Below are 16,751 nucleotides of genomic sequence, written 5' to 3'. Positions count from 1 at the left end.
GCCCGTCCTTGTCGCAGGCACCCGCAGTAGCATCACTCAGCACTGGTACGCCGCAGGATGATCATGAAAGATCGGACGTAGGGTTCGGGGAACGGTCACCGCTCGGACACAGGCACTGAGGACGGACACGAACCGGTCGTCATACGAGGGAACGCGCCAGGCGGAATCCGACGTCGTCGACCTGGAAGGCCGGATGGCTGCGGCGCCGCGCGGAGGCCCGGCAACTCCAGTGCTCATCGAACCATCCACCGCCGCGGAGCACCCGATAGGCGCCGTAGACCTCGGCGTCGTAGACGTCCCAGCACCAGTCCCAGACGTTGCCGAGCATGTCGTGGAGCCCCCACGCATTGGGGCGTTTGCCGCCGACGTCGTGGATGCGTTCGAGCGAGTTGCCGCGGTACCAGGCGATGGCGTCGAGTTCCCCGTAATGCGCTCCTGTCGTACCGGCACGGCAGGCGTGTTCCCACTCGCCTTCGGTCGGCAACCGGTACCCGTCGGCGGACGCGTCCCACTCGATCCCTTCGCCCTCGGCACCGAAGCGGTACGCCGGCGTGAACCCCTCATGCTGCGACAGTGCGTTGCAGAACCGCGCAGCGTCCCACCAGGAGACGGACTCGACGGGCAGCTGGTCCCCATGGGTGGTACTCGGCCGCCGGCCCGTGATCCGCGCGTACAACGCCTGGGTGACCGGGACCGCCGCGAGCTGGTAAGGCGCAAGCTCGACCGACCAACTGCGCTGCGTCCGCCGGTCCGACAGCGTCACCTGCCCCGGCGGGATGGCGATCATCTCGTTCCCCGTCACCTCGACGTGTCAGCCTCGCGCGGCGGCCTGGTGGGCCAGCGCCGCGTCGACGATCGGCAGGTAGCCGTTCTGGGCCAACGCCTCGGCGCGCCTGGTGTAATTCTCTGGGTCCAGCGGCGCGACGGTGCCCAGTCCGTCGACGTAGCGGTTGTACATGCAGAACGCCGCTGCGATCAGGACCGTGTCGTGCAGCTCGACGTCCGTCGCCCCCTGCGCGCGGGCCTGCTCGACGAGCTCGGGGGTCACGTCTTGCCCGCTGCGCTGCACGGCTTCGGCGATCGCCAGCAGCGCCCGCAGCTTGTCGCTGATCGGTGCGGCGAGGATGTCCGCGCCGACAGTGCCGGGGGCGGCAATGACGTCGGCGCGGACCAGGTCCAGCTTCACGTCCTCCGGGAGTTGCGCGCAGGCGAAGGCGGCGTGGGTCGTCGTGCAGTAACGGCACTCGTTGAGTCCGGAGACCCGGGTCGCGATCAGCTCCCGCTCCCAGCGCTGCAATGTGCTCGGCGCGCGCAGGAGGACCTCGACCAGGTCGCACAGCGGCGCGGCGGTCTCGGGGCGGAAGAAGAACAGCGAACGGATCCCGGGCTGGTCGTTGCCCAACTCGATGTGCGGCATGGCGGTGAACCTCCGGGCATCGGGGTGGCATCCATGACGAATAGGCAGAACCCTAAATTTATAGCACCGGAGGTCCGACCGACATGGCTCAGCGGGCCTGTTGGTCACCCGCTCGTTCAGCCGCCAGGGCCGCGAGTTCGCGGGCGACCGCGCTGTTGTGCGCGGCGGCGTCGGCGCGGGCCTTGGCCGGGGTCCAGCGTCCGGTGAGCAGCCAGATGGACGGCAGGAAGACCAGTTGGCCGACGAAGCAGAGCCACCACCAGCGCTGCCATTGCGCCGGGCCGTCCTTGGCCGCCTTCTGCACAACCGGTGCTTCCCTTTGCAGATAGGCCAGTGCGGAGGCCACCGCGGGGTCCTTCAGGCCGCGGCCGTAGGTGTTGAGGAACGTCAGATCGGCCGGCGGGACCGTGCCCAGCGCGGTGAGCTTCGCGAGTGACTGCTGGAGCACGGGGCCGTCGGCGCGCAGCAGGTTCAGGTCGGTCGGCGGGACTTGGGCCAGGGCTTGCAGGTCGGCGGTCGCCGTGGCGACCGGTACGTGCAGCCCGGCCGCTGTCTCGCCGACGGCCTTGGCCCGGGTGCCCGGATCGGTGGCGCCGGTGGCCAGCGCGGCCTGGGTGGCCGGGTCGAGGGTGGCGGCGGTGGCGAGCTGCGCCTGGTAGCGCGTGCTGAGCGTCAGCACCCGAGCGATCTCGGGGACAGGTTTGCCGGAGACCTGGCTCAGCGCCGTGGCCCGCGCCACCTGGTCGTTCGGATTCGCGATCAGGGCGGCGGAGACGGCCGGCGTGAGCCGTGCGGCGGTCGCGAGTTCGGCGGAGTCTTTGGCGGCCAGCGTCTGCGCCTTGACCGCGATGCCCGGGTCCGCCGCCACCGCTTTGACGATCGAGTTCTGCGACGCGCTCAGGCTCGGGTCCTGGCCCGCCACCGCGGCATGGAGCTGAGGTCCGTGGTCCACCAAGGTCTCGGCGGCCGGAATCGCGAAGCTCACCGAGCCCAGTGTCGCCACGACGATGACGCGCAGCATCGCGCCCCAGACTGCCAGGCCGGTGGCGATGGCGGCTGGGCTGTGCCCCTCCACGGTCTCGGTGAACGCGGCCATCCACGCCGCGAGGGCGATCGCGCTGCCGATCGAGATGAGCGCGATGATCCACGCGAAATGGTAGTAGCCGGTGTCGGCGTGCGTGGTGGCCCGGGCGAACAGGGCCACCCCCACGGCGCTGACGGCTGCGCCGACCACCATGAACGGCTTGCGTACGCGCAGCCGGTCGGACAGCACGCCGGCGATGATCAGGGCGACGGCCTGCAGACCCCAGTACCAGTTACCCAGGGCGTTGGCGCGGGCCAGACTGTAGCCGAAGGTCGTGGTGTAGAAGACCACGAACAAGCCGACCGCCATGTAGAAGAACAGCAGGAACGCGCCGATCCCGAACGCCGGTCCGATCACGTCGGTCCGCAGCACCTGCCGCCACCGGCCGTCCGCGTCCCGGTCCGGATCGACACCGCGGGCCCGCGCCTCGACCACGGCCTGGTCCCGCAGGCTGACCATCAGCTGGTCCCGCAGCCGCGGCGCCAGTTCCCGCAAGCCCAGGAAGGCGATCACGAACACCGCCAGACCCACGGCGCCGCAGAACCGGAACTGGTACTGCCAATCGGGGTGCGCGGTGAGGGTGTTGCTGGAGACCTCGGTCACCAGCAGCGAGCCGACCACCGGGCCCAGCGTCCACAAGCCCATCGCCGAGGCCCGGCCGACCTGCGGCGAGAAGTCCCGCACCAGTGCCGGGCTGGCCACCAGGACGACGCCCTCGACGATGCTGACCAGGCCGAACAAAACCAGGTACGTCAGCTTGGTGTGCGCGTTCGGCAGCGCGAACAGCACCAGCCCTCCGGTCAGGGCCAATCCGTAGACGACCAGGTTCGCGCGACCCCAGCGGTCCGCGAGCCCGGCGACGACCGATCCCACCGCGCCGAGCCCGTAACCGATCACGATCACGGCGATGAAGTACGCCAGGGACATGTGCAGCTTCGCGGCGATCTGCGTCGACACCGCGTTCTGCACGAAGAGCTCGTAGTACAACGTCACGGTGCTCACCACGACGATGCCCAGATAGAGCGCCCGGGCCCCGTTTCCGGGGTACCGGTCGAGTTGGCGTCCCCACAGCCCGCGCCTGGCTTGGATCGGCGGCGCGGCCGGGATGGTCGGTGCTGACATGTCGGTACCTCTTCTGTCAGGGCAGGTGGGAGTCCGCCGGCGTCAGATCGCTGGAGGGTTCTTCGCCCTCGGGCCGGCGCCGCCGAGGCAGGTCGGCGCCGCGGGCGGCGGCTTCGTCGCTTGAAACCGACTCCACGGCCACCACGATCACGGCCACGATCGCCACCATCGTCAGCCGTCCGGCCGGGGTCTCGCGCAGACGCGGCGGCATCAACGCCACGACGGCAGGCGGGCGGTGATCGCGGCGGTGGCGAAGACTCGTGGAGCCTGTCGTCTATCCATGCCGCTCATCGTGACGACGCGGTCGCCGAAGAGCTTCTCCCCCATTGCCGGGCCGCGCACGGCCTGCCGCCGTGGTCGCCACGGGCCGGCCGCGGAGCGGTGTCGCTGCTCGAGGCCGATTCCTGTACCGGTGCCGTCCTCGCGCTCGCCGCCGCAGGCTCAACGTCTTGTGGGCGCTCCTCCGCGACGGAGGCTGTTACCAGCCCGCACCACCAGAGCCATTCGCAGCGTGAGGCCCCTGTCTGCGATCCTCGGTCCCTGGACAATCCGATGGTCGGGCAGGTCTGCTCGCCGCAGGTTCTGGCAGATCGACGTCACAGGGAGAGTGATCCGTGATCATCACCACCCAGGGAGTGAAGGTCACATCGCTGTGCGCGAACTGCGATGGGGTGCTGGTCCGCGACCTCGGCCAGTTCATCGAGCGCGGACAGCTGCGCTGGGGCGTCGAAGGACGGTGCGCAGCGTGCACCAACGCGTGGTGCGAGACGGGCACAGGCCCAGCTCCCGAAGAGGTGCGGCAGGCACTTCTGGCCGAGCACGGGGCCGCTCGGCTTCGCCTGGCGGCCAAGAACACCAGCCTCGTTCCGGTGTTGCGAATCCTGCGCGAGATGCACCACCTGTCGCTTGACGAAGCCCGGCTGACGGCCGCCGACCTCACGGGACCGGGCCTCATCGGCACCTCCGTGGAAATGGCACACCTAAGGGCTGTCCCCTAATCCCCGGCGGGCGCGCGACGACAGCTACGGCACCTCGCTGCGTTGTCGGGCCCGTCCGAATACGACCCGGTATGAGGACGACCCTCCGCCTTGCGATGCACCGCATCTGACGCCGCACGCTGATCCACCGCGGATTACGGGACAGCCCTTAGCCGAAGCGCTTCGCAAGCGGTCCATCGATACGATCCTCGCCTCCGCTTGACCGCCTCCGGGGGCGTGACCGACCGGTCCCCCCGGCGAGGTGCGCCGTCGCGTTCGCGGCGCCGCCCTCAGCCCTCGGAGACGGTCCGGTCCAGGAACGAACGCATCAGGCCGCCGATCTCGTCGGCCTTCTCCTCCAGGGCGAAGTGCCCGGTGTCCAGGGCGTGGAATTCGGCGTTCGGCAGCTCGTGCAGGAAGTTCCGCATATTGGCTCCCGAGAACACGATGTCGTTCGCGCCGGTGGCGATCAGGGCCGGCGGCTGCTCGGTGCGGAGGAATTCCTTTGCCGCGGCGAAGAGATTATCCAGCTTCGAGATGTCGTACAGATAGTCCATCATGATCTCGTCGACACCGGGCCGGTCCAGCAGCGCCTGATCGGTCAGCCAGTTGTCCGGGTCGACCAGCGAGGGGTCGCGGGTCCCGATGAGATATTGGTCCCGGGTGGAATCCGGCGACACGAAGGACTTCGCTACGTTTCGGTGCTCGTCCGACCCGTCGCTCCAATACGGAATCATGTCCTTCCAGAATCCGTCCTTGTCCCGCTCGGGGTACAAGGGCGCGTTCTGCAGGACCAGGGCGCTGACCCGCTCGGGATGCCGGACGGCCAGGCGCCAGCCGATGGGGCCGCCGAAGTCCATCATGTAGAGCGTGTACTTCCGCACCTTCAGCCGGTCCAGCAGCTTTTCCATGATGTCGGCGACATGATCGAAGGTGTAGGTGAAGTCGTCCCGGTCGGGTGCGTCGCTGTGCCCGAAACCCGGATAGTCGGGAGCGATGACGTGGTACGCGTCCGACAGTTGCGGAATCAGGTTGCGGTACATCCGCGACGACGTCGGAAATCCGTGCAGCAGGACCACGGCGGGCGCGTCGCTGGGACCGGCCTCGCGATAGAAGATGTTCAGCCCGTCGATTTCCTCGGTACGGAAATGCGTGGGCGGGTGTTCCCGGGTCCTGGTCGCGGTGGCCATGCGTGCCTCCCGAAATTGGGGTGATCGTCCGGGGGCCGCCGGCAGCCGCAGAAAGGCATATACCCCCGACCGTTCAACGGTACGGCCGGGGAACGGGGGCCGCATCTCCGCGAACCTCGGCCGACCGGTCCGGACATGCGACGCGGCCCGGCCGCCAACGGGCCCACCCGGGCTGCTCACCAGGCCCCGTCATCGGCAGCCCCGGATTCCAAGATCCCCCACCGCAAATTCAGTGCGGCACGTCGCCGGCAAACTGCGTGCCGAAAAAGCCGGCGAGTTTCTCGACCGCCGGACCGACGTACTCCGGCTTGTCGTAAAGGTCGACGTGGCTGGCTCCGTCGATCCGGTGTAGTTCTTTCGGCTCCTGTGCGTCGTGGAACGCTTCAGTGGTCATGTGCTGGGTGACTGCCTCGGTGCCGACGATCATCAGCAGGGGACGCGGGGCGATCATGGTGATGAAGCGGAAGGGCTCGAAGGTGGCGATCCGGTCGATGCTCGACCAGGTGAACTCCTTCGCCGAGCGGGGATGCCGGGCCCGGTCGGTGCAGTAGTACTCGAAGCCCTCGAAGCCGTGCTGCCCGCCCTGGGCCCGCGCCTCCTCGGCGGTGGCGGGGAAGATGGGGAAGCTGCCGATGCCCTCGCCGCGCGCTTCTGCGGTTCGGGCGGCCGCGGCGGCGTCCAGCATCGACGGGAGCACAGCGGGGTCCTGGGTGTCGTCGGCGCCGTTGCGGAACTGGCGGCCGATGTCGGCGGCGCTGACGGTCGCGACGGCGCGGATGCGGTGATCGGTGGCCACGGCCGGGACGACGTAGCCGCCGGAGGCGCAGATGCCGAGTGCGCCGATGCGTTCCGGGTCGACCTCCGGCCGGGTGCTCAGGAACGACACCGCAGCCCTGAGGTCCTCGACACGATGCGCCGGATCCTCCAGTCCGCGCGGTTGTCCGCCGCTCTCGCCCTGGTAGGCGGCGTCGAAGGCGAGCGTGACGAAGCCTCGCTCGGCCAGGCGGGAGGCGTAAAGACCTGCGGCCTGCTCCTTGACACCGCTGGCGGGGTGGCCAACGACGATCGCGGGCCGGGCAGCGGCTTCCCCGCCCGGAAGGTAGAGGCGCCCGGCGAGAGGGATGCCGGCACTGTCGAAAGTGACGTTCATGCTGTTCATGAATTCAGCGTCGAACAGGCGCAGTGCGCGTACAAGCGGCGGATTCCTCCCCCGGAAGGATCCTGCCCTCCCACGCGGAGCAGCCTCGTGCACATAATGGGGTGGATGACCTTTGCACGTGACACCGGTGAGGTGGGCGCCTTCCTCAAGGCGCGGCGGGCCGAGCTGACGCCGCGCGCGGTGGGCCTGCCCGAGACCGGACAGCAGCGGAAGGTGGCGGGGCTGCGTCGCGAAGAGGTCGCGCAGTTGGCAGCGATCAGCGTCGACTACTACACCCGTCTTGAGCAGGGGCGCGCGCCGGCGTCCGCCTCCGTCCTGGCCACCGTGGCCGCCGCGCTGCGGCTCGACGAGGACCAGCAGGCGTATCTGTACGAGATCGCCGGCAAGACGGACGCCCGACCGCGGCGCCGGCACACCCGGCAGAGCCCGCGCCCGGCGATGCGGCGCCTCATCGACCAGCTGACCGGCACTCCAGCCATCGTGCTCGGCCGGTACATGGATGTGCTCGCCTGGAACCGAGCGGCCTGCGCGCTGTACACGGACTTCGGCGCGATCCCGGCGCAGCAGCGCAACTACGTACGACTCGTCTTCACCGACCCCGTGATCCGCGCACTGCACACCCAGTGGGAGCACGACGCCCGCGACGCCGTCGCCGCCCTGCGCATGGAAGCCGCCTCGGACCCCGACCGTCCCGAACTCGCCCGACTCGTCGGCGAACTGGCCGTCCTCGACCCCGACTTCCGCACCTGGTGGGCCGAACGCCGGGTCAACAGCGCGACGTACGGCACCAAGCGCTACCGCCACCACGTCGTCGGGGATCTCACCCTGGACTGCGACACCTGGACCAGCCCCGACGGCAGTGGACAGCGGCTCATGGTGCTCACCGCCGAACCGGGGACCCCCTCGGACGAAGCACTGCGCATCCTCGCCTCCTGGACGGCTCCCGACGACACGCACACCGGACCCGCGACGGCTTCGGAACGGACGGCGTGACGACCGGGGATGAGCCACGATGGCGCCCCGGCACCGGCAGAACCACGCGTGCGGTGATCCGTGCCGCGACGACGGGGAAGCCATCCTGATGCATGCTGACTCGGATGATCTCGTACGTCCGAAGAGCGTGGAGTTTGCGTTGAGAGAACTGCTGGGAATCCTCGGAGCTGCCGTCCTCTGCGCTGTCGTGTGGTCCGTGCTCCTGACCCTGGTCATCCCCCGGCCCTCCAGATCCCGGTTGAACCGCTCGGTCCACTGGGTCGTACTGCAGCCCTTCCGCTTCCTCGCCGACCGGACCTCCAATCCCGCGATCAAGGACAAGATCCTCGCTCCGGCCGCACCGGTGGCGATCCTGGCCGCCCTCCTCAGCTGGCTCCTTTCGCTTCTGGTCGGGTACGCGCTGCTGGAGTGCTCGGTCAGCGGGCTGGACCTGAGAGCCGGGTTCGAGGAGGCTGGTTCGTCCCTGTTCACCCTGGGATTCGCCGGAGACAGGGCGCGGGGTGCCCTGACGGTCGTCGATTTCTTCGCCGCGGCCTCAGGCATGATCATCATCGGCCTCCAAGTCGGTTATCTGCCGGCTCTCTACGGCGCGTATGCCAGGCGGGAGACCGAGGTGACGCTGCTGCAGGCGCGGACGGGAACCCCTTCCTGGGGTCCGGAGATCCTCGTCCGCTACGCCCAGGTCGACCTGCTGGACAGCATCGACCAGTTGTTCCGCGACTGGGAACGCTGGGCAGCCGACGTCAGCGAAAGCCACACCAGTTACCCGGCGCTGGTCCAGTTCCGTTCCCCCCAGCCGGCGCGCAACTGGCTGATCGCCCTGCTGGCCGTCCTGGACGCGGCCTCCCTGCGCCTGGCCCTGAACCCTTCCCAAGCCCAGGCGCACCCGCGCCTGGTGCTGCGCGGCGGCTATGTGTGCCTCCGTGAGATCGCCCAGAGCCGAGGGATCCCCTATGACCCGGACCCCAAACCGGACGGCCCGCTGGACTTGACCTTTGAACAGTTCCGGCGGGGAATCGACCACATGACCGCCCAGGGCTATGAGATCGAGCGCACCCTCGAAGAGGCCTGGCCGCATTTCCGCGGGTGGAGGGTGAATTACGAAGGCCTCGCCTACCGGCTCGCCCGCGACATCGAGGCCGTACCTGCGCCCTGGTCGGGCTCTCGCAGGTCACCGGGTCGCGAGATGCTCCCGCTGACACCGAAGGACCGCAGACCGGCCTGAACCGCGAAATCCTCGGCGCGGACGCCTGCCGACGACACGGTCCGCCGGGCCGGATTTCACCGCGCAGGAGTCGGTCCACGGCGGCCCGGACGCGCCGAGCGAACGCAGAAAGGGTGTCCGGCAGCGCTCGCGTATACCCGGGGCCCCTGCTGAGTGAAGACGTCGTCGGTCGGCCGCAACCGTCGACCACCCCCGTCAAGGATCCGCTGGTCCATGGCCGCCACGTCGTCCGCGGCGAGGTCGAAGTGCATCTGCAGGGGAACCCCGTCGGGCCACCGCGGCGGGACATGGTCCGGCACGTGCTGGACCACGATCACGGGGAATCCGTCGGCCTGCAGAAAGTGATGCGTTTCCGTCCTCGTGACCGAGCCGCCGAGCAGCTGGTGCCAGAAGGAGCTCTCGCTCTCCGGATCCGCGGCGGCAACGATCAGTGACATCAGGCTGACGTTCATGGTGATGCTCCGTTTCGTTCGCGTGGGTGCGACAGGTTCAGCTGAAGACAGCGAGCCAGGACGCGTCGGAGCGCTCCAGGGGTCCGGCAGCGGCGAAACGGCGGGCCGTCGCCGCGCTCAGCCCTCGACTACCACCGGTCACCAGCACGCGCAGACCGGCAAAGCCCTGGTTCTCCATCGTCACGGGCCTCCACCTCCACTAAGGTGAACCTGACTCCGGTAAAGAGTACACACAAACGGAACCCCACTCACCTTATGGAGAACTGTTGCCGCCACCACGTCCGCTGCGCGCCGATGCCCGCCGCAACCGCGAAGCCCTCCTGGCCGCGGCGCGGGAAACGTTCCTTGTCGGCGACGACGCCCATGTGGAGGAGATCGCCCGTCGGGCGGGGGTCGCGGTCGGCACCCTCTACCGCCACTTCGCAACCCGCGAAGCACTCGTCGCGGAGGTCTACCGCCAAGAGGTCGCCCAGCTCTGCGAAGCTCCCGCCCGGCTGCTCACCCAGCACCATCCGGACGAAGCCCTGCGCACCTTCCTGCTGCTGCTTGTGGAGCACGCGGCAGTCGGCAGAGGGCTGGGTGAAGTGCTGGAGAGCATCATGGCGACCGACTCGCCGATCTTCGACGACACCCGCAACGACATGGCCCGCGCACTGGACGAGCTGCTCGCCGCGGGCGTTGCGGCCGGCCTCATCCGTAGCGGCGTCAGCGGACGCACCGTACTGCGCGCCCTCGGCGGCATCTGCGGGATGCGTGCGCAGGGGTGGAAGGACGACGCGGTACGCATCGCCACGATCCTGTACGACGGACTGCGCTACGGTGCGGCGAACCACACGTAGTGCCGCGTCTGCGAACCTTTGCCCTGTGATGACGTGGCGCGCTGTTCGGTTTCCGTTCCCGCACCGGGCGAACGTCGCTTTGACGCAGCACCGACGCCGCCTCGTACGCCTCCACCTGTCAGCTGCTGCGACTGCCGTCGTCGAGTCCGGCGATGACTCGGAGGTCCGCTTCGGACATGTCCAGGATCCCGGCGATCAGGCGGGCTTGCAGCAGATTCGGGTTGTGCCCGCGGCGAAGCATGTGGATGGTGGACATCGACAGTCCGGCGGCCCTGGCCATGGCCTTGACCGGAATCCCGCGCAGGTCCATCAAGGCGGTGAGTATCCGCCCGAACGCGTGCGGCTCCGACCGCCCGGCAGGGGCAACGGCCGGGCCGATGACAACGTCGCCGATCTTGGCCTGGAAGCGGATCAGCCGGTCGCCCGTGAACCCGACCTTCGCCACGAACGGCAGGCTCACGCCGTTGCCGGAGGTGACCGTTCCCGGGATCGACACCTCGGTGAACCTCACGGCGGGATCGCAGCGGTGATCCCCGGTCTCGGCGGGAATTCCCGGCTGGACGCGGTCGATTCTCCAGTCGCGGTTCCACCACGGAAGGTCTTGGAGCACCTCGTTGAAGAAGGGCGGCAGGACAGTCATGTCCACCGGGTCCGGAGGATGCTTCTGACCTACCCATATGACACCGGGCCAGTACCTCAGTGCCGCGATCACGTTCACTGTCAGCACGCGGTTGGCAGTCTCCACGGCACACTCCCCCAGTCGACAGAGCAGTCTCCCATGGCCGGATTCGGTTGCGAGGGACACGATGGTGAGCTTGCCGTCGAGGTGCAGCGGGGGTCAACGGGGTACAACGAGGTGCCGATCAACGGGCGGGGCGACCCGCCAGCCGTCAGACACCCGACGGTAGAATTGATCGACATGGGTGACCACATCACCCGGCGGCAGACCGGCCGTACCTCGATGTCGCGGAGCGATTCAGCGTGGACATAGTCCCTGATTATGTGTTCATCCTGCCGGTGGTGATCATCGCAGCGTGGATCCTGTCGTGGTGGGGGACCCAGCGGGTCCGGTGGATCCTGCTGTCGGCCGCGGCCGTCGTCTCCGTGCTCTGCGTCGTCTTCGGCTGGCATGTGAGGGGGCCGTCCGTGGACCCGCGGACCGTCGGCTGTTCGCCGGCCGTGGAGTGCATGGACGCGCGTCCGCTCTACCTGCTCGCGGCCGGACTGCTCGGTATCGGGTGCTGCCTCGTCCTGCTGATCCTGACGCTCATGGGCGAGGCGATCCGGATCTGGCGGGCGGACCGGGACGCCCCCGCGGGCGAATGAGGACGCGGAGCACTCCGGCCGCGGTGCCGGGCCGCGAGTACCGGGCTACGTAAGGAGCCGGACCTGGCCCCGCCGGGTCCGGTCACGCCGGGTCCGGCTCTCGGCCGTCAACGGCGGCCCAGGCCGACGCCGACGACGCTCTCGACGAAGAGGCTGTCGGCGCCGACCGCGATCATCTGCGCGCCCTGCGCCCGCAGTTCGTCGACGAAGAACGGGGCTCCGCGCGGCACCGGCCGACGGCGGCCATCACGCCAACGCCTGTGCGTTGAGCGGGACTTGCCGCGCCACGGGCGTAAACGCGCCGGGCGAACGCACGGGCGCGGCGGAGCACGCTCCCCGCCGGCGATGGTGCATCCGTGCGGGTCCCGTACCCGGCGAATGTGCACGCGGCGGGATGTACGCGGCGCGGATATGCCCTAAAGTCAGCGCCGAGACGGCGATCGGTCCGCCTGGATGCGGGCCGGCCCGGCAACGGGGGGAGGACCGCTTCATGGATCAGATGGTGCTCAAGGCCCAGCAGTGGGTCAACGCCAAGTACGCCAGCGTGCCGGGGTACAACCCGTGCACCGAGAACGGGATGACCGGCTGGGACACGATCTACAGTCTCATCCGGGGGCTCCAGCACGAACTCGGCATCACCTCGCTGTCCGACAACTTCGGCCCGACGACCTGGGCGGACCTGCAGGCGTACGGCCCGGTCGGCGCGAGTTCCAGCAACATGAACATGCGGACCATCGTGGAGGCCGCCCTCTACTGCAAGGGCTACAGCGGCGGCGAGATCGACGGCGCCTTCGGCCTGGACACCTGCGGCGGACTGAGCTCGCTGATCTCGGACATGGGCATCGCGTCGCACTACAACGGCCTGGTCGCCAACGCGGATCCGAAGGTCTTCAGGGCCCTGATGTCCATGGACGCCTACGTGCAGACGTCGGGCGGCTCGGACATGATCCAGACCTGCCAGCGGTGGCTGAACGACGCGTACTACAGCAAGGGCCAGTTCTTCGTCGGCCCGTGTGACGGGCACTTCTCCCGCAACGTCCAGCAGTCCCTGGTCCTGGGCATCCAGTACCAGATGGGCCTGACGGACTCCCAGGTGACCGGCTCCATCGGACCGACCACCGAAGGGGCGTTGAAGACGACCGCGTACGTCTCCAGCGGCTCGACGGGCAATTGGGTCCGGCTCTTCCAGTGCGCTGTCGGCTTCAACGGCTACGACAACCACTGGGGGGACGGCGGCGGGACGTACGGCTCCGATCTGGCCGGCACGGTGACGGCCTTCCAGAAGTTCTGCGCGCTCGACGCCAACGGCGCGGGCGACTACCAGACGTGGATGTCGCTGCTGGTGTCGACCGGCGACCCGGACCGCCCGGGCACTGCGTTCGACTGCATGTACCCGCTGAACCCCACGACGATCAAGACGGTGAAGGACAACGGGTACTCGATCGTCGGCCGTTACCTCACCGGCGGCACCACCAAGGTGCTGACCAACTCCGAGATCGCGCTCATCTTCGACAACGGCATGTCCTTCTTCCCGCTCTACCAGGAGGAAGGCAACCAGCTCAGCGACTTCGGCTACGACCAGGGTGTCGCGGCCGCCCAGGCCGCGTACCAGGCGGCCATGAACTTCGGCATCCCGGGCGGCACGGTCATCTACTTCTCCGTGGACTTCGACGCCACCGACGCGGACATCGACAGCGCGATCATCCCGCACTTCAGGGGCATCACCGCCGGGATGCCCATTATCGGGACGTACACGATCGGCGTGTACGGGTGCCGCAACGTCTGCAGCCGCCTCGCGGCCGCCGGCCTCACCAACCGCAGTTTCGTCAGCGGCATGTCCACCGGCTACAGCGGCAACCTCGGCTACCCGCTCCCGGACAACTGGGCCTTCGACCAGATCAAGGACTTCACCCTGGCCTCCGGCACCAGCGGCTCGGTGGAGATCGACAACGACATCGCCTCCGGCCGGGACCTCGGTCTCAACAGCGTGTCCCGGCCGCGCGACCCCAACGACGGCTTCCACACCTACCTGATCTGGCTGGAGGCCAGGGCCGGCCAGTGGATCGCGCAGGGGAACAACAGCCGGTCCGCACCCCTGCTGGTCTCGCAGTACCTGCGCGTGCGCGACGGGCTGAACAAGGAGACCTTCGCCGACGACGTCTTCGGTTCGCTCGACCAGGGCTTCATCGACTTCGTCAACGGCTATCCCGACATGCCGTTCGCGGCTCCGCTGCGCGACCCCGGCTACCTGTGGGACACCGACCCCGACCACTTCGGCGCGTCGTTCGGCGCCGTCGTCGACCACGGCCGCGTCTCGGACCTCACCGACTGCAACCTGGCCGACTTCGGGTCCTGGGGCGGCGACCTGGTCAGCGTCCTGGGGCAGTTCCACCAGAGCGGGCTCTCCGACGACCAGGCCTACAACTTCGCCATGGGCAAGATGTTCACCCGGGACGACAACACCTTCTTCTCGCTGAGCGACTTCCTCGCCAACATGGACGCCTGGGTCCTCGGCTACCCGGCCCAGCAGGGCTCCTCGCAGCCGCTGTCGACGGGCTTCCAGACGAACTACGCGTCCGTGGAGTCGGCCGGCAAACGCAGCACGGACTTCTACCAGATCCGGTTCAACAGCAACCCGGACACCCTCGGAGACGCGGCCATCAGTGCCATCGGCCGCGGCGACAACGAGACCAACCTCATCCGGGCGGCCTTCTGGCTCGACCAGTTCGGGTCGATCACGTGCCCGACTCCGCAGTCGATGTCCGACGCCTCGATCGTCGCCGTGGCGACGGCGTTCCGGGACGCCGTTCTCCAGAACTGTTCCCTCTGAGGAATCGAGGAGCCGAGATGACTTCCATGAACTCCAAGGCCAGCCGCAGACAGGTACTGGTCCTCGGCGGCCTGACGCTGGGCGCCGGCGTCGTCAACATCGCCGGCCTCGGCGGCACGGCGTATGCCGATTCCACCACCGGTGACGTGACACTGGTCCCGGTCGGCGCGAGCCCGGTCGTGGTACTGCCCGGGGTCGGCGTCCAACCCGCCGCATTCCCCCGGCAGTTGGCCGTCCAGGTCCAGCACGCCGGCACCGACCTGCCCGCCGGGACACAGGTCGCGATCACCTACGACCCCCGCCTGTACTCCCCACTGCCCACCGCCATGGTCACCACCGGCCGCCACCGGGTGCACACCACCAGCACGACCACCACCGACCCCAAGACGACCCTGGCGACCTGCACGGTCACCCTGACCGAGGCGCTGCCCGCCGGCAGCGAACCGGTCGTCGTCGTGGGAACCGCCTTCCCGGTGCTCTACCCGCTCGACCTGGTCGTCGCACCCGCCGGCGCGACCGCCGCCGTGGGCCGCAAGAACACGAAGCCGACCGGCCGACACAGCCTCCAGCCCCGCCGGCCCGCTGCGTTCGGCGGCGTCGCCACACCGTGGGGCATCGAGGTCAGCGGCGTGTGGGAGCGCTACGAGTGGGCGGACGGCAAGCGCTGGTACTACTACCCGGCCCGCATCACCCTGCACAACGTCGGGCCGGGCACCGCCCCGGCGGCCGCGGCGTTCTCCGTCGCACTGGACCCCCAGGTCGTACGCGACGTCAGGATCACCGGCGCCCAGCTCAACCACAAGGCGCACGACGCGGGCGTACGGCAGCTGGCGAGCAGCCGGACCGCGTCGCTGTTCGAAACCCGTTGGAGCACGCGGGTGCGCCTCAAGGCCGGCGACCAGCTCGACCTCGCCGTGACAGTGACGACGCACAAGCCGGCGCGTGACCTGCCGACGATCAAGCACCCCACGGTGGGACTGATCGACACCGGCAACCACGTCACCCAGCGGCAGACCGGCCTGACCTCGCTGTCGCGCATCGACTCGAGGTGGGAGTAGTAGCCGACCGGACCGGTGGCGGGAAAAAGGCTCGGGGGAACGGGGACCGCGGCTGGTAGCTCGCGGTCCCCGTCCCTGACGCCGCCCGCGGAGGTGCGACCCATGAACGCTGTATCGCTGTGGGTGCCCCGCCGTCCCGCCACGGTCGGGCGATCGACGCAGGTGTCGCCGGGAGCGCGTCGACAACAAGGTACTTTTCACGTCGCCGCCATCAACGCGCCCGGTCACGGCGACCGGCCTCGCAGCGCGCACGACGAGCACGACATCGCCGAACTGCGCAGGGCGCATGCGGCGGCCGAGCCGGCGGGGCCGATCGTCGTCCCCCGCAACGCCCGCCTGGCGGAGCTCGCCGTGCCCCCCACACAGCGCAGGACGACGGGTCTTCCTGTTCCCGGGACGCCCCTCGGGGCCCCCTGCAGCGCCAGCAGCGCTCAGAGTCTTCTGCGAGCCCACGGCCTGCCGAACCTGGCCGCGCGCAACATCGCGATGATCGATGCCGTAACGGACCTGCCGCCGATCGTGGTCAGTGACCTGTTCGCGGCCACCCGGCGAATGCCTGTGTCGGACGTCAGCGGGGGGCTCCGAGGGCTGGGCACGGATCAGGTCATCGACGGTCAGCTGCGCGAGGAACGGCGCATACCGCTGCTGCGCCCCCTGCTTGCTGAGGCCGCGGGGCGCACCGATGTCCGTCCAGGAACACCCCTCGGCCCGCACCATCTCCACGAACAGACCGACCCGGCTGCTGCCAAGAGCGTTAAGGTCACCGGCGACCTGCTCCGCATGGGCGATCTGCTGGACGGGATCGCGGGGCTCGTCGACACCGGCGAGGATCACCAGCCCGGCGAGTTCAGGCAGCGTAGGCAGCTGAGGCATGTCAACGCTGTAGCTGACTACTTCGTCGTGTCAACAATCTCTTGACGACGACGGTTGGGTTGGCAAGATCCTGGTAAAGCAGGCGTGCCCCTCTGCGCCGCCCGTGCGCCTTCCTGGGGACAGCAGCGGAGCCGCACGATAGCTGTGTAAGCCCGGCCGGCCGAATGCCGTCCTGCCGCGTGACCGTGACGATGGCCCCTGCTGCG

18 protein-coding genes are annotated in these 16,751 nt (G+C 68.9%); 8 read left to right on the top strand and 10 right to left on the bottom strand.

The genetic code is table 11. The features are described from left to right. Positions 1-139: 139 nt before the first annotated feature. The 4 genes from GA0115240_RS16445 to GA0115240_RS16430 form a co-directional block, all read right to left on the bottom strand. The gene (locus GA0115240_RS16445) at positions 140-787 is read right to left on the bottom strand and encodes a formylglycine-generating enzyme family protein (RefSeq protein ID WP_093737412.1); all 648 of its coding nucleotides are present in this window, start codon (positions 785-787) and stop codon (positions 140-142) included. A 24-nt stretch (positions 788-811) separates the two neighbouring features. Further along, the gene (locus GA0115240_RS16440) at positions 812-1,417 is read right to left on the bottom strand and encodes a carboxymuconolactone decarboxylase family protein (RefSeq protein ID WP_093737411.1); all 606 of its coding nucleotides are present in this window, start codon (positions 1,415-1,417) and stop codon (positions 812-814) included. An 88-nt stretch (positions 1,418-1,505) separates the two neighbouring features. Next, the gene (locus GA0115240_RS38235) at positions 1,506-3,623 is read right to left on the bottom strand and encodes an MFS transporter (protein WP_093737410.1); all 2,118 of its coding nucleotides are present in this window, start codon (positions 3,621-3,623) and stop codon (positions 1,506-1,508) included. A 16-nt stretch (positions 3,624-3,639) separates the two neighbouring features. Next, positions 3,640-3,834: a hypothetical protein gene (locus GA0115240_RS16430; RefSeq protein WP_093737409.1), complete on the bottom strand. Its 195-nt coding sequence runs from the start codon at positions 3,832-3,834 to the stop codon at positions 3,640-3,642. A gap of 403 nt (positions 3,835-4,237) precedes the next feature. Here GA0115240_RS16430 and GA0115240_RS38230 point away from each other — a divergent pair, with 403 nt between their 5' ends. Continuing rightward, entirely contained in the window at positions 4,238-4,621 is a 384-nt protein-coding gene (locus tag GA0115240_RS38230; RefSeq protein WP_256069837.1) for a hypothetical protein, read from the top strand. A gap of 269 nt (positions 4,622-4,890) precedes the next feature. Here GA0115240_RS38230 and GA0115240_RS16420 read toward each other — a convergent pair whose 3' ends face one another. Together GA0115240_RS16420 and GA0115240_RS16415 are read right to left on the bottom strand one after the other, a co-directional pair. After that, positions 4,891-5,790 carry an alpha/beta fold hydrolase gene (locus GA0115240_RS16420; RefSeq protein WP_161302260.1) on the bottom strand — a complete coding sequence of 300 codons (900 nt, stop codon included), beginning with the start codon at positions 5,788-5,790 and terminating at the stop codon, positions 4,891-4,893. A 229-nt stretch (positions 5,791-6,019) separates the two neighbouring features. Continuing rightward, positions 6,020-6,949, bottom strand: a complete 930-nt coding sequence (locus tag GA0115240_RS16415) for an alpha/beta hydrolase (RefSeq protein ID WP_093737407.1) — start codon at positions 6,947-6,949, stop codon at positions 6,020-6,022. A 105-nt stretch (positions 6,950-7,054) separates the two neighbouring features. Between GA0115240_RS16415 and GA0115240_RS16410 the strand changes: the two genes are divergently transcribed. Continuing rightward, positions 7,055-7,942, top strand: a complete 888-nt coding sequence (locus tag GA0115240_RS16410; protein WP_093737406.1) for a helix-turn-helix domain-containing protein — start codon at positions 7,055-7,057, stop codon at positions 7,940-7,942. A gap of 19 nt (positions 7,943-7,961) precedes the next feature. Beyond that, positions 7,962-9,167, top strand: coding sequence for a hypothetical protein (locus tag GA0115240_RS16405; RefSeq protein WP_237554930.1), 1,206 nt, complete (start codon positions 7,962-7,964; stop codon positions 9,165-9,167). Between the two features lie 56 nt (positions 9,168-9,223). Here the strand turns inward: GA0115240_RS16405 and GA0115240_RS16400 are convergent, their stop codons facing one another. Both GA0115240_RS16400 and GA0115240_RS35635 read right to left on the bottom strand, forming a co-directional pair. Further along, on the bottom strand, positions 9,224-9,619 hold the full coding sequence (locus GA0115240_RS16400) for a VOC family protein (protein WP_093737405.1): 396 nt from the start codon (positions 9,617-9,619) through the stop codon (positions 9,224-9,226). A gap of 37 nt (positions 9,620-9,656) precedes the next feature. Continuing rightward, positions 9,657-9,803: a hypothetical protein gene (locus GA0115240_RS35635; RefSeq protein ID WP_272919904.1), complete on the bottom strand. Its 147-nt coding sequence runs from the start codon at positions 9,801-9,803 to the stop codon at positions 9,657-9,659. Between the two features lie 82 nt (positions 9,804-9,885). Between GA0115240_RS35635 and GA0115240_RS16395 the strand changes: the two genes are divergently transcribed. After that, a complete protein-coding gene (locus GA0115240_RS16395) occupies positions 9,886-10,458 on the top strand; it encodes a TetR/AcrR family transcriptional regulator (RefSeq protein WP_093737404.1) in 573 nt (190 codons plus the stop codon). A 118-nt stretch (positions 10,459-10,576) separates the two neighbouring features. On the opposite strand, the gene GA0115240_RS16390 is transcribed toward GA0115240_RS16395, so the two are convergent. Then, on the bottom strand, positions 10,577-11,263 hold the full coding sequence (locus tag GA0115240_RS16390; RefSeq protein ID WP_256069836.1) for a helix-turn-helix domain-containing protein: 687 nt from the start codon (positions 11,261-11,263) through the stop codon (positions 10,577-10,579). 176 nt (positions 11,264-11,439) lie between these two features. Here GA0115240_RS16390 and GA0115240_RS16385 point away from each other — a divergent pair, with 176 nt between their 5' ends. Next, entirely contained in the window at positions 11,440-11,784 is a 345-nt protein-coding gene (locus GA0115240_RS16385) for a hypothetical protein (protein ID WP_141708859.1), read from the top strand. A 107-nt stretch (positions 11,785-11,891) separates the two neighbouring features. Here the strand turns inward: GA0115240_RS16385 and GA0115240_RS38225 are convergent, their stop codons facing one another. Beyond that, on the bottom strand, positions 11,892-12,014 hold the full coding sequence (locus tag GA0115240_RS38225) for a hypothetical protein (RefSeq protein WP_256069835.1): 123 nt from the start codon (positions 12,012-12,014) through the stop codon (positions 11,892-11,894). Between the two features lie 260 nt (positions 12,015-12,274). Here GA0115240_RS38225 and GA0115240_RS16380 point away from each other — a divergent pair, with 260 nt between their 5' ends. The 3 genes from GA0115240_RS16380 (at position 12,275) to GA0115240_RS38220 (ending at position 16,590) form a co-directional block, all read left to right on the top strand. After that, complete coding sequence (locus GA0115240_RS16380) at positions 12,275-14,614, top strand: glycoside hydrolase domain-containing protein (RefSeq protein WP_107407155.1); 2,340 nt, start codon at positions 12,275-12,277, stop codon at positions 14,612-14,614. A 17-nt stretch (positions 14,615-14,631) separates the two neighbouring features. Then, positions 14,632-15,672: a hypothetical protein gene (locus tag GA0115240_RS16375; RefSeq protein WP_141708858.1), complete on the top strand. Its 1,041-nt coding sequence runs from the start codon at positions 14,632-14,634 to the stop codon at positions 15,670-15,672. A 102-nt stretch (positions 15,673-15,774) separates the two neighbouring features. Beyond that, positions 15,775-16,590: a hypothetical protein gene (locus GA0115240_RS38220; protein WP_237554929.1), complete on the top strand. Its 816-nt coding sequence runs from the start codon at positions 15,775-15,777 to the stop codon at positions 16,588-16,590. Positions 16,591-16,751 lie beyond the last annotated feature (161 nt).

Origin of the sequence: Streptomyces sp. DvalAA-14 (genome assembly GCF_900091855.1) — a bacterium.
Taxonomy (GTDB): Bacteria; Actinomycetota; Actinomycetes; order Streptomycetales; family Streptomycetaceae; genus Actinacidiphila.
This window is presented reverse-complemented; position numbering and strand designations above follow the sequence as displayed.

Coding starts and splice junctions, on each gene's coding strand:
- GA0115240_RS16400 (WP_093737405.1), bottom strand. CDS start 9,619: ATGAACGTCAGCCTGATGTCACTGATCGTTGCCGCCGCGGATCCGGAG.
- GA0115240_RS16420 (WP_161302260.1), bottom strand. CDS start 5,790: ATGGCCACCGCGACCAGGACCCGGGAACACCCGCCCACGCATTTCCGT.
- GA0115240_RS16445 (WP_093737412.1), bottom strand. CDS start 787: ATGATCGCCATCCCGCCGGGGCAGGTGACGCTGTCGGACCGGCGGACG.
- GA0115240_RS16375 (WP_141708858.1), top strand. CDS start 14,632: ATGACTTCCATGAACTCCAAGGCCAGCCGCAGACAGGTACTGGTCCTC.
- GA0115240_RS16415 (WP_093737407.1), bottom strand. CDS start 6,949: ATGAACAGCATGAACGTCACTTTCGACAGTGCCGGCATCCCTCTCGCC.
- GA0115240_RS16405 (WP_237554930.1), top strand. CDS start 7,962: ATGGCGCCCCGGCACCGGCAGAACCACGCGTGCGGTGATCCGTGCCGC.
- GA0115240_RS16380 (WP_107407155.1), top strand. CDS start 12,275: ATGGATCAGATGGTGCTCAAGGCCCAGCAGTGGGTCAACGCCAAGTAC.
- GA0115240_RS16440 (WP_093737411.1), bottom strand. CDS start 1,417: ATGCCGCACATCGAGTTGGGCAACGACCAGCCCGGGATCCGTTCGCTG.
- GA0115240_RS16410 (WP_093737406.1), top strand. CDS start 7,055: ATGACCTTTGCACGTGACACCGGTGAGGTGGGCGCCTTCCTCAAGGCG.
- GA0115240_RS38220 (WP_237554929.1), top strand. CDS start 15,775: ATGAACGCTGTATCGCTGTGGGTGCCCCGCCGTCCCGCCACGGTCGGG.
- GA0115240_RS38235 (WP_093737410.1), bottom strand. CDS start 3,623: ATGTCAGCACCGACCATCCCGGCCGCGCCGCCGATCCAAGCCAGGCGC.
- GA0115240_RS16430 (WP_093737409.1), bottom strand. CDS start 3,834: ATGCCGCCGCGTCTGCGCGAGACCCCGGCCGGACGGCTGACGATGGTG.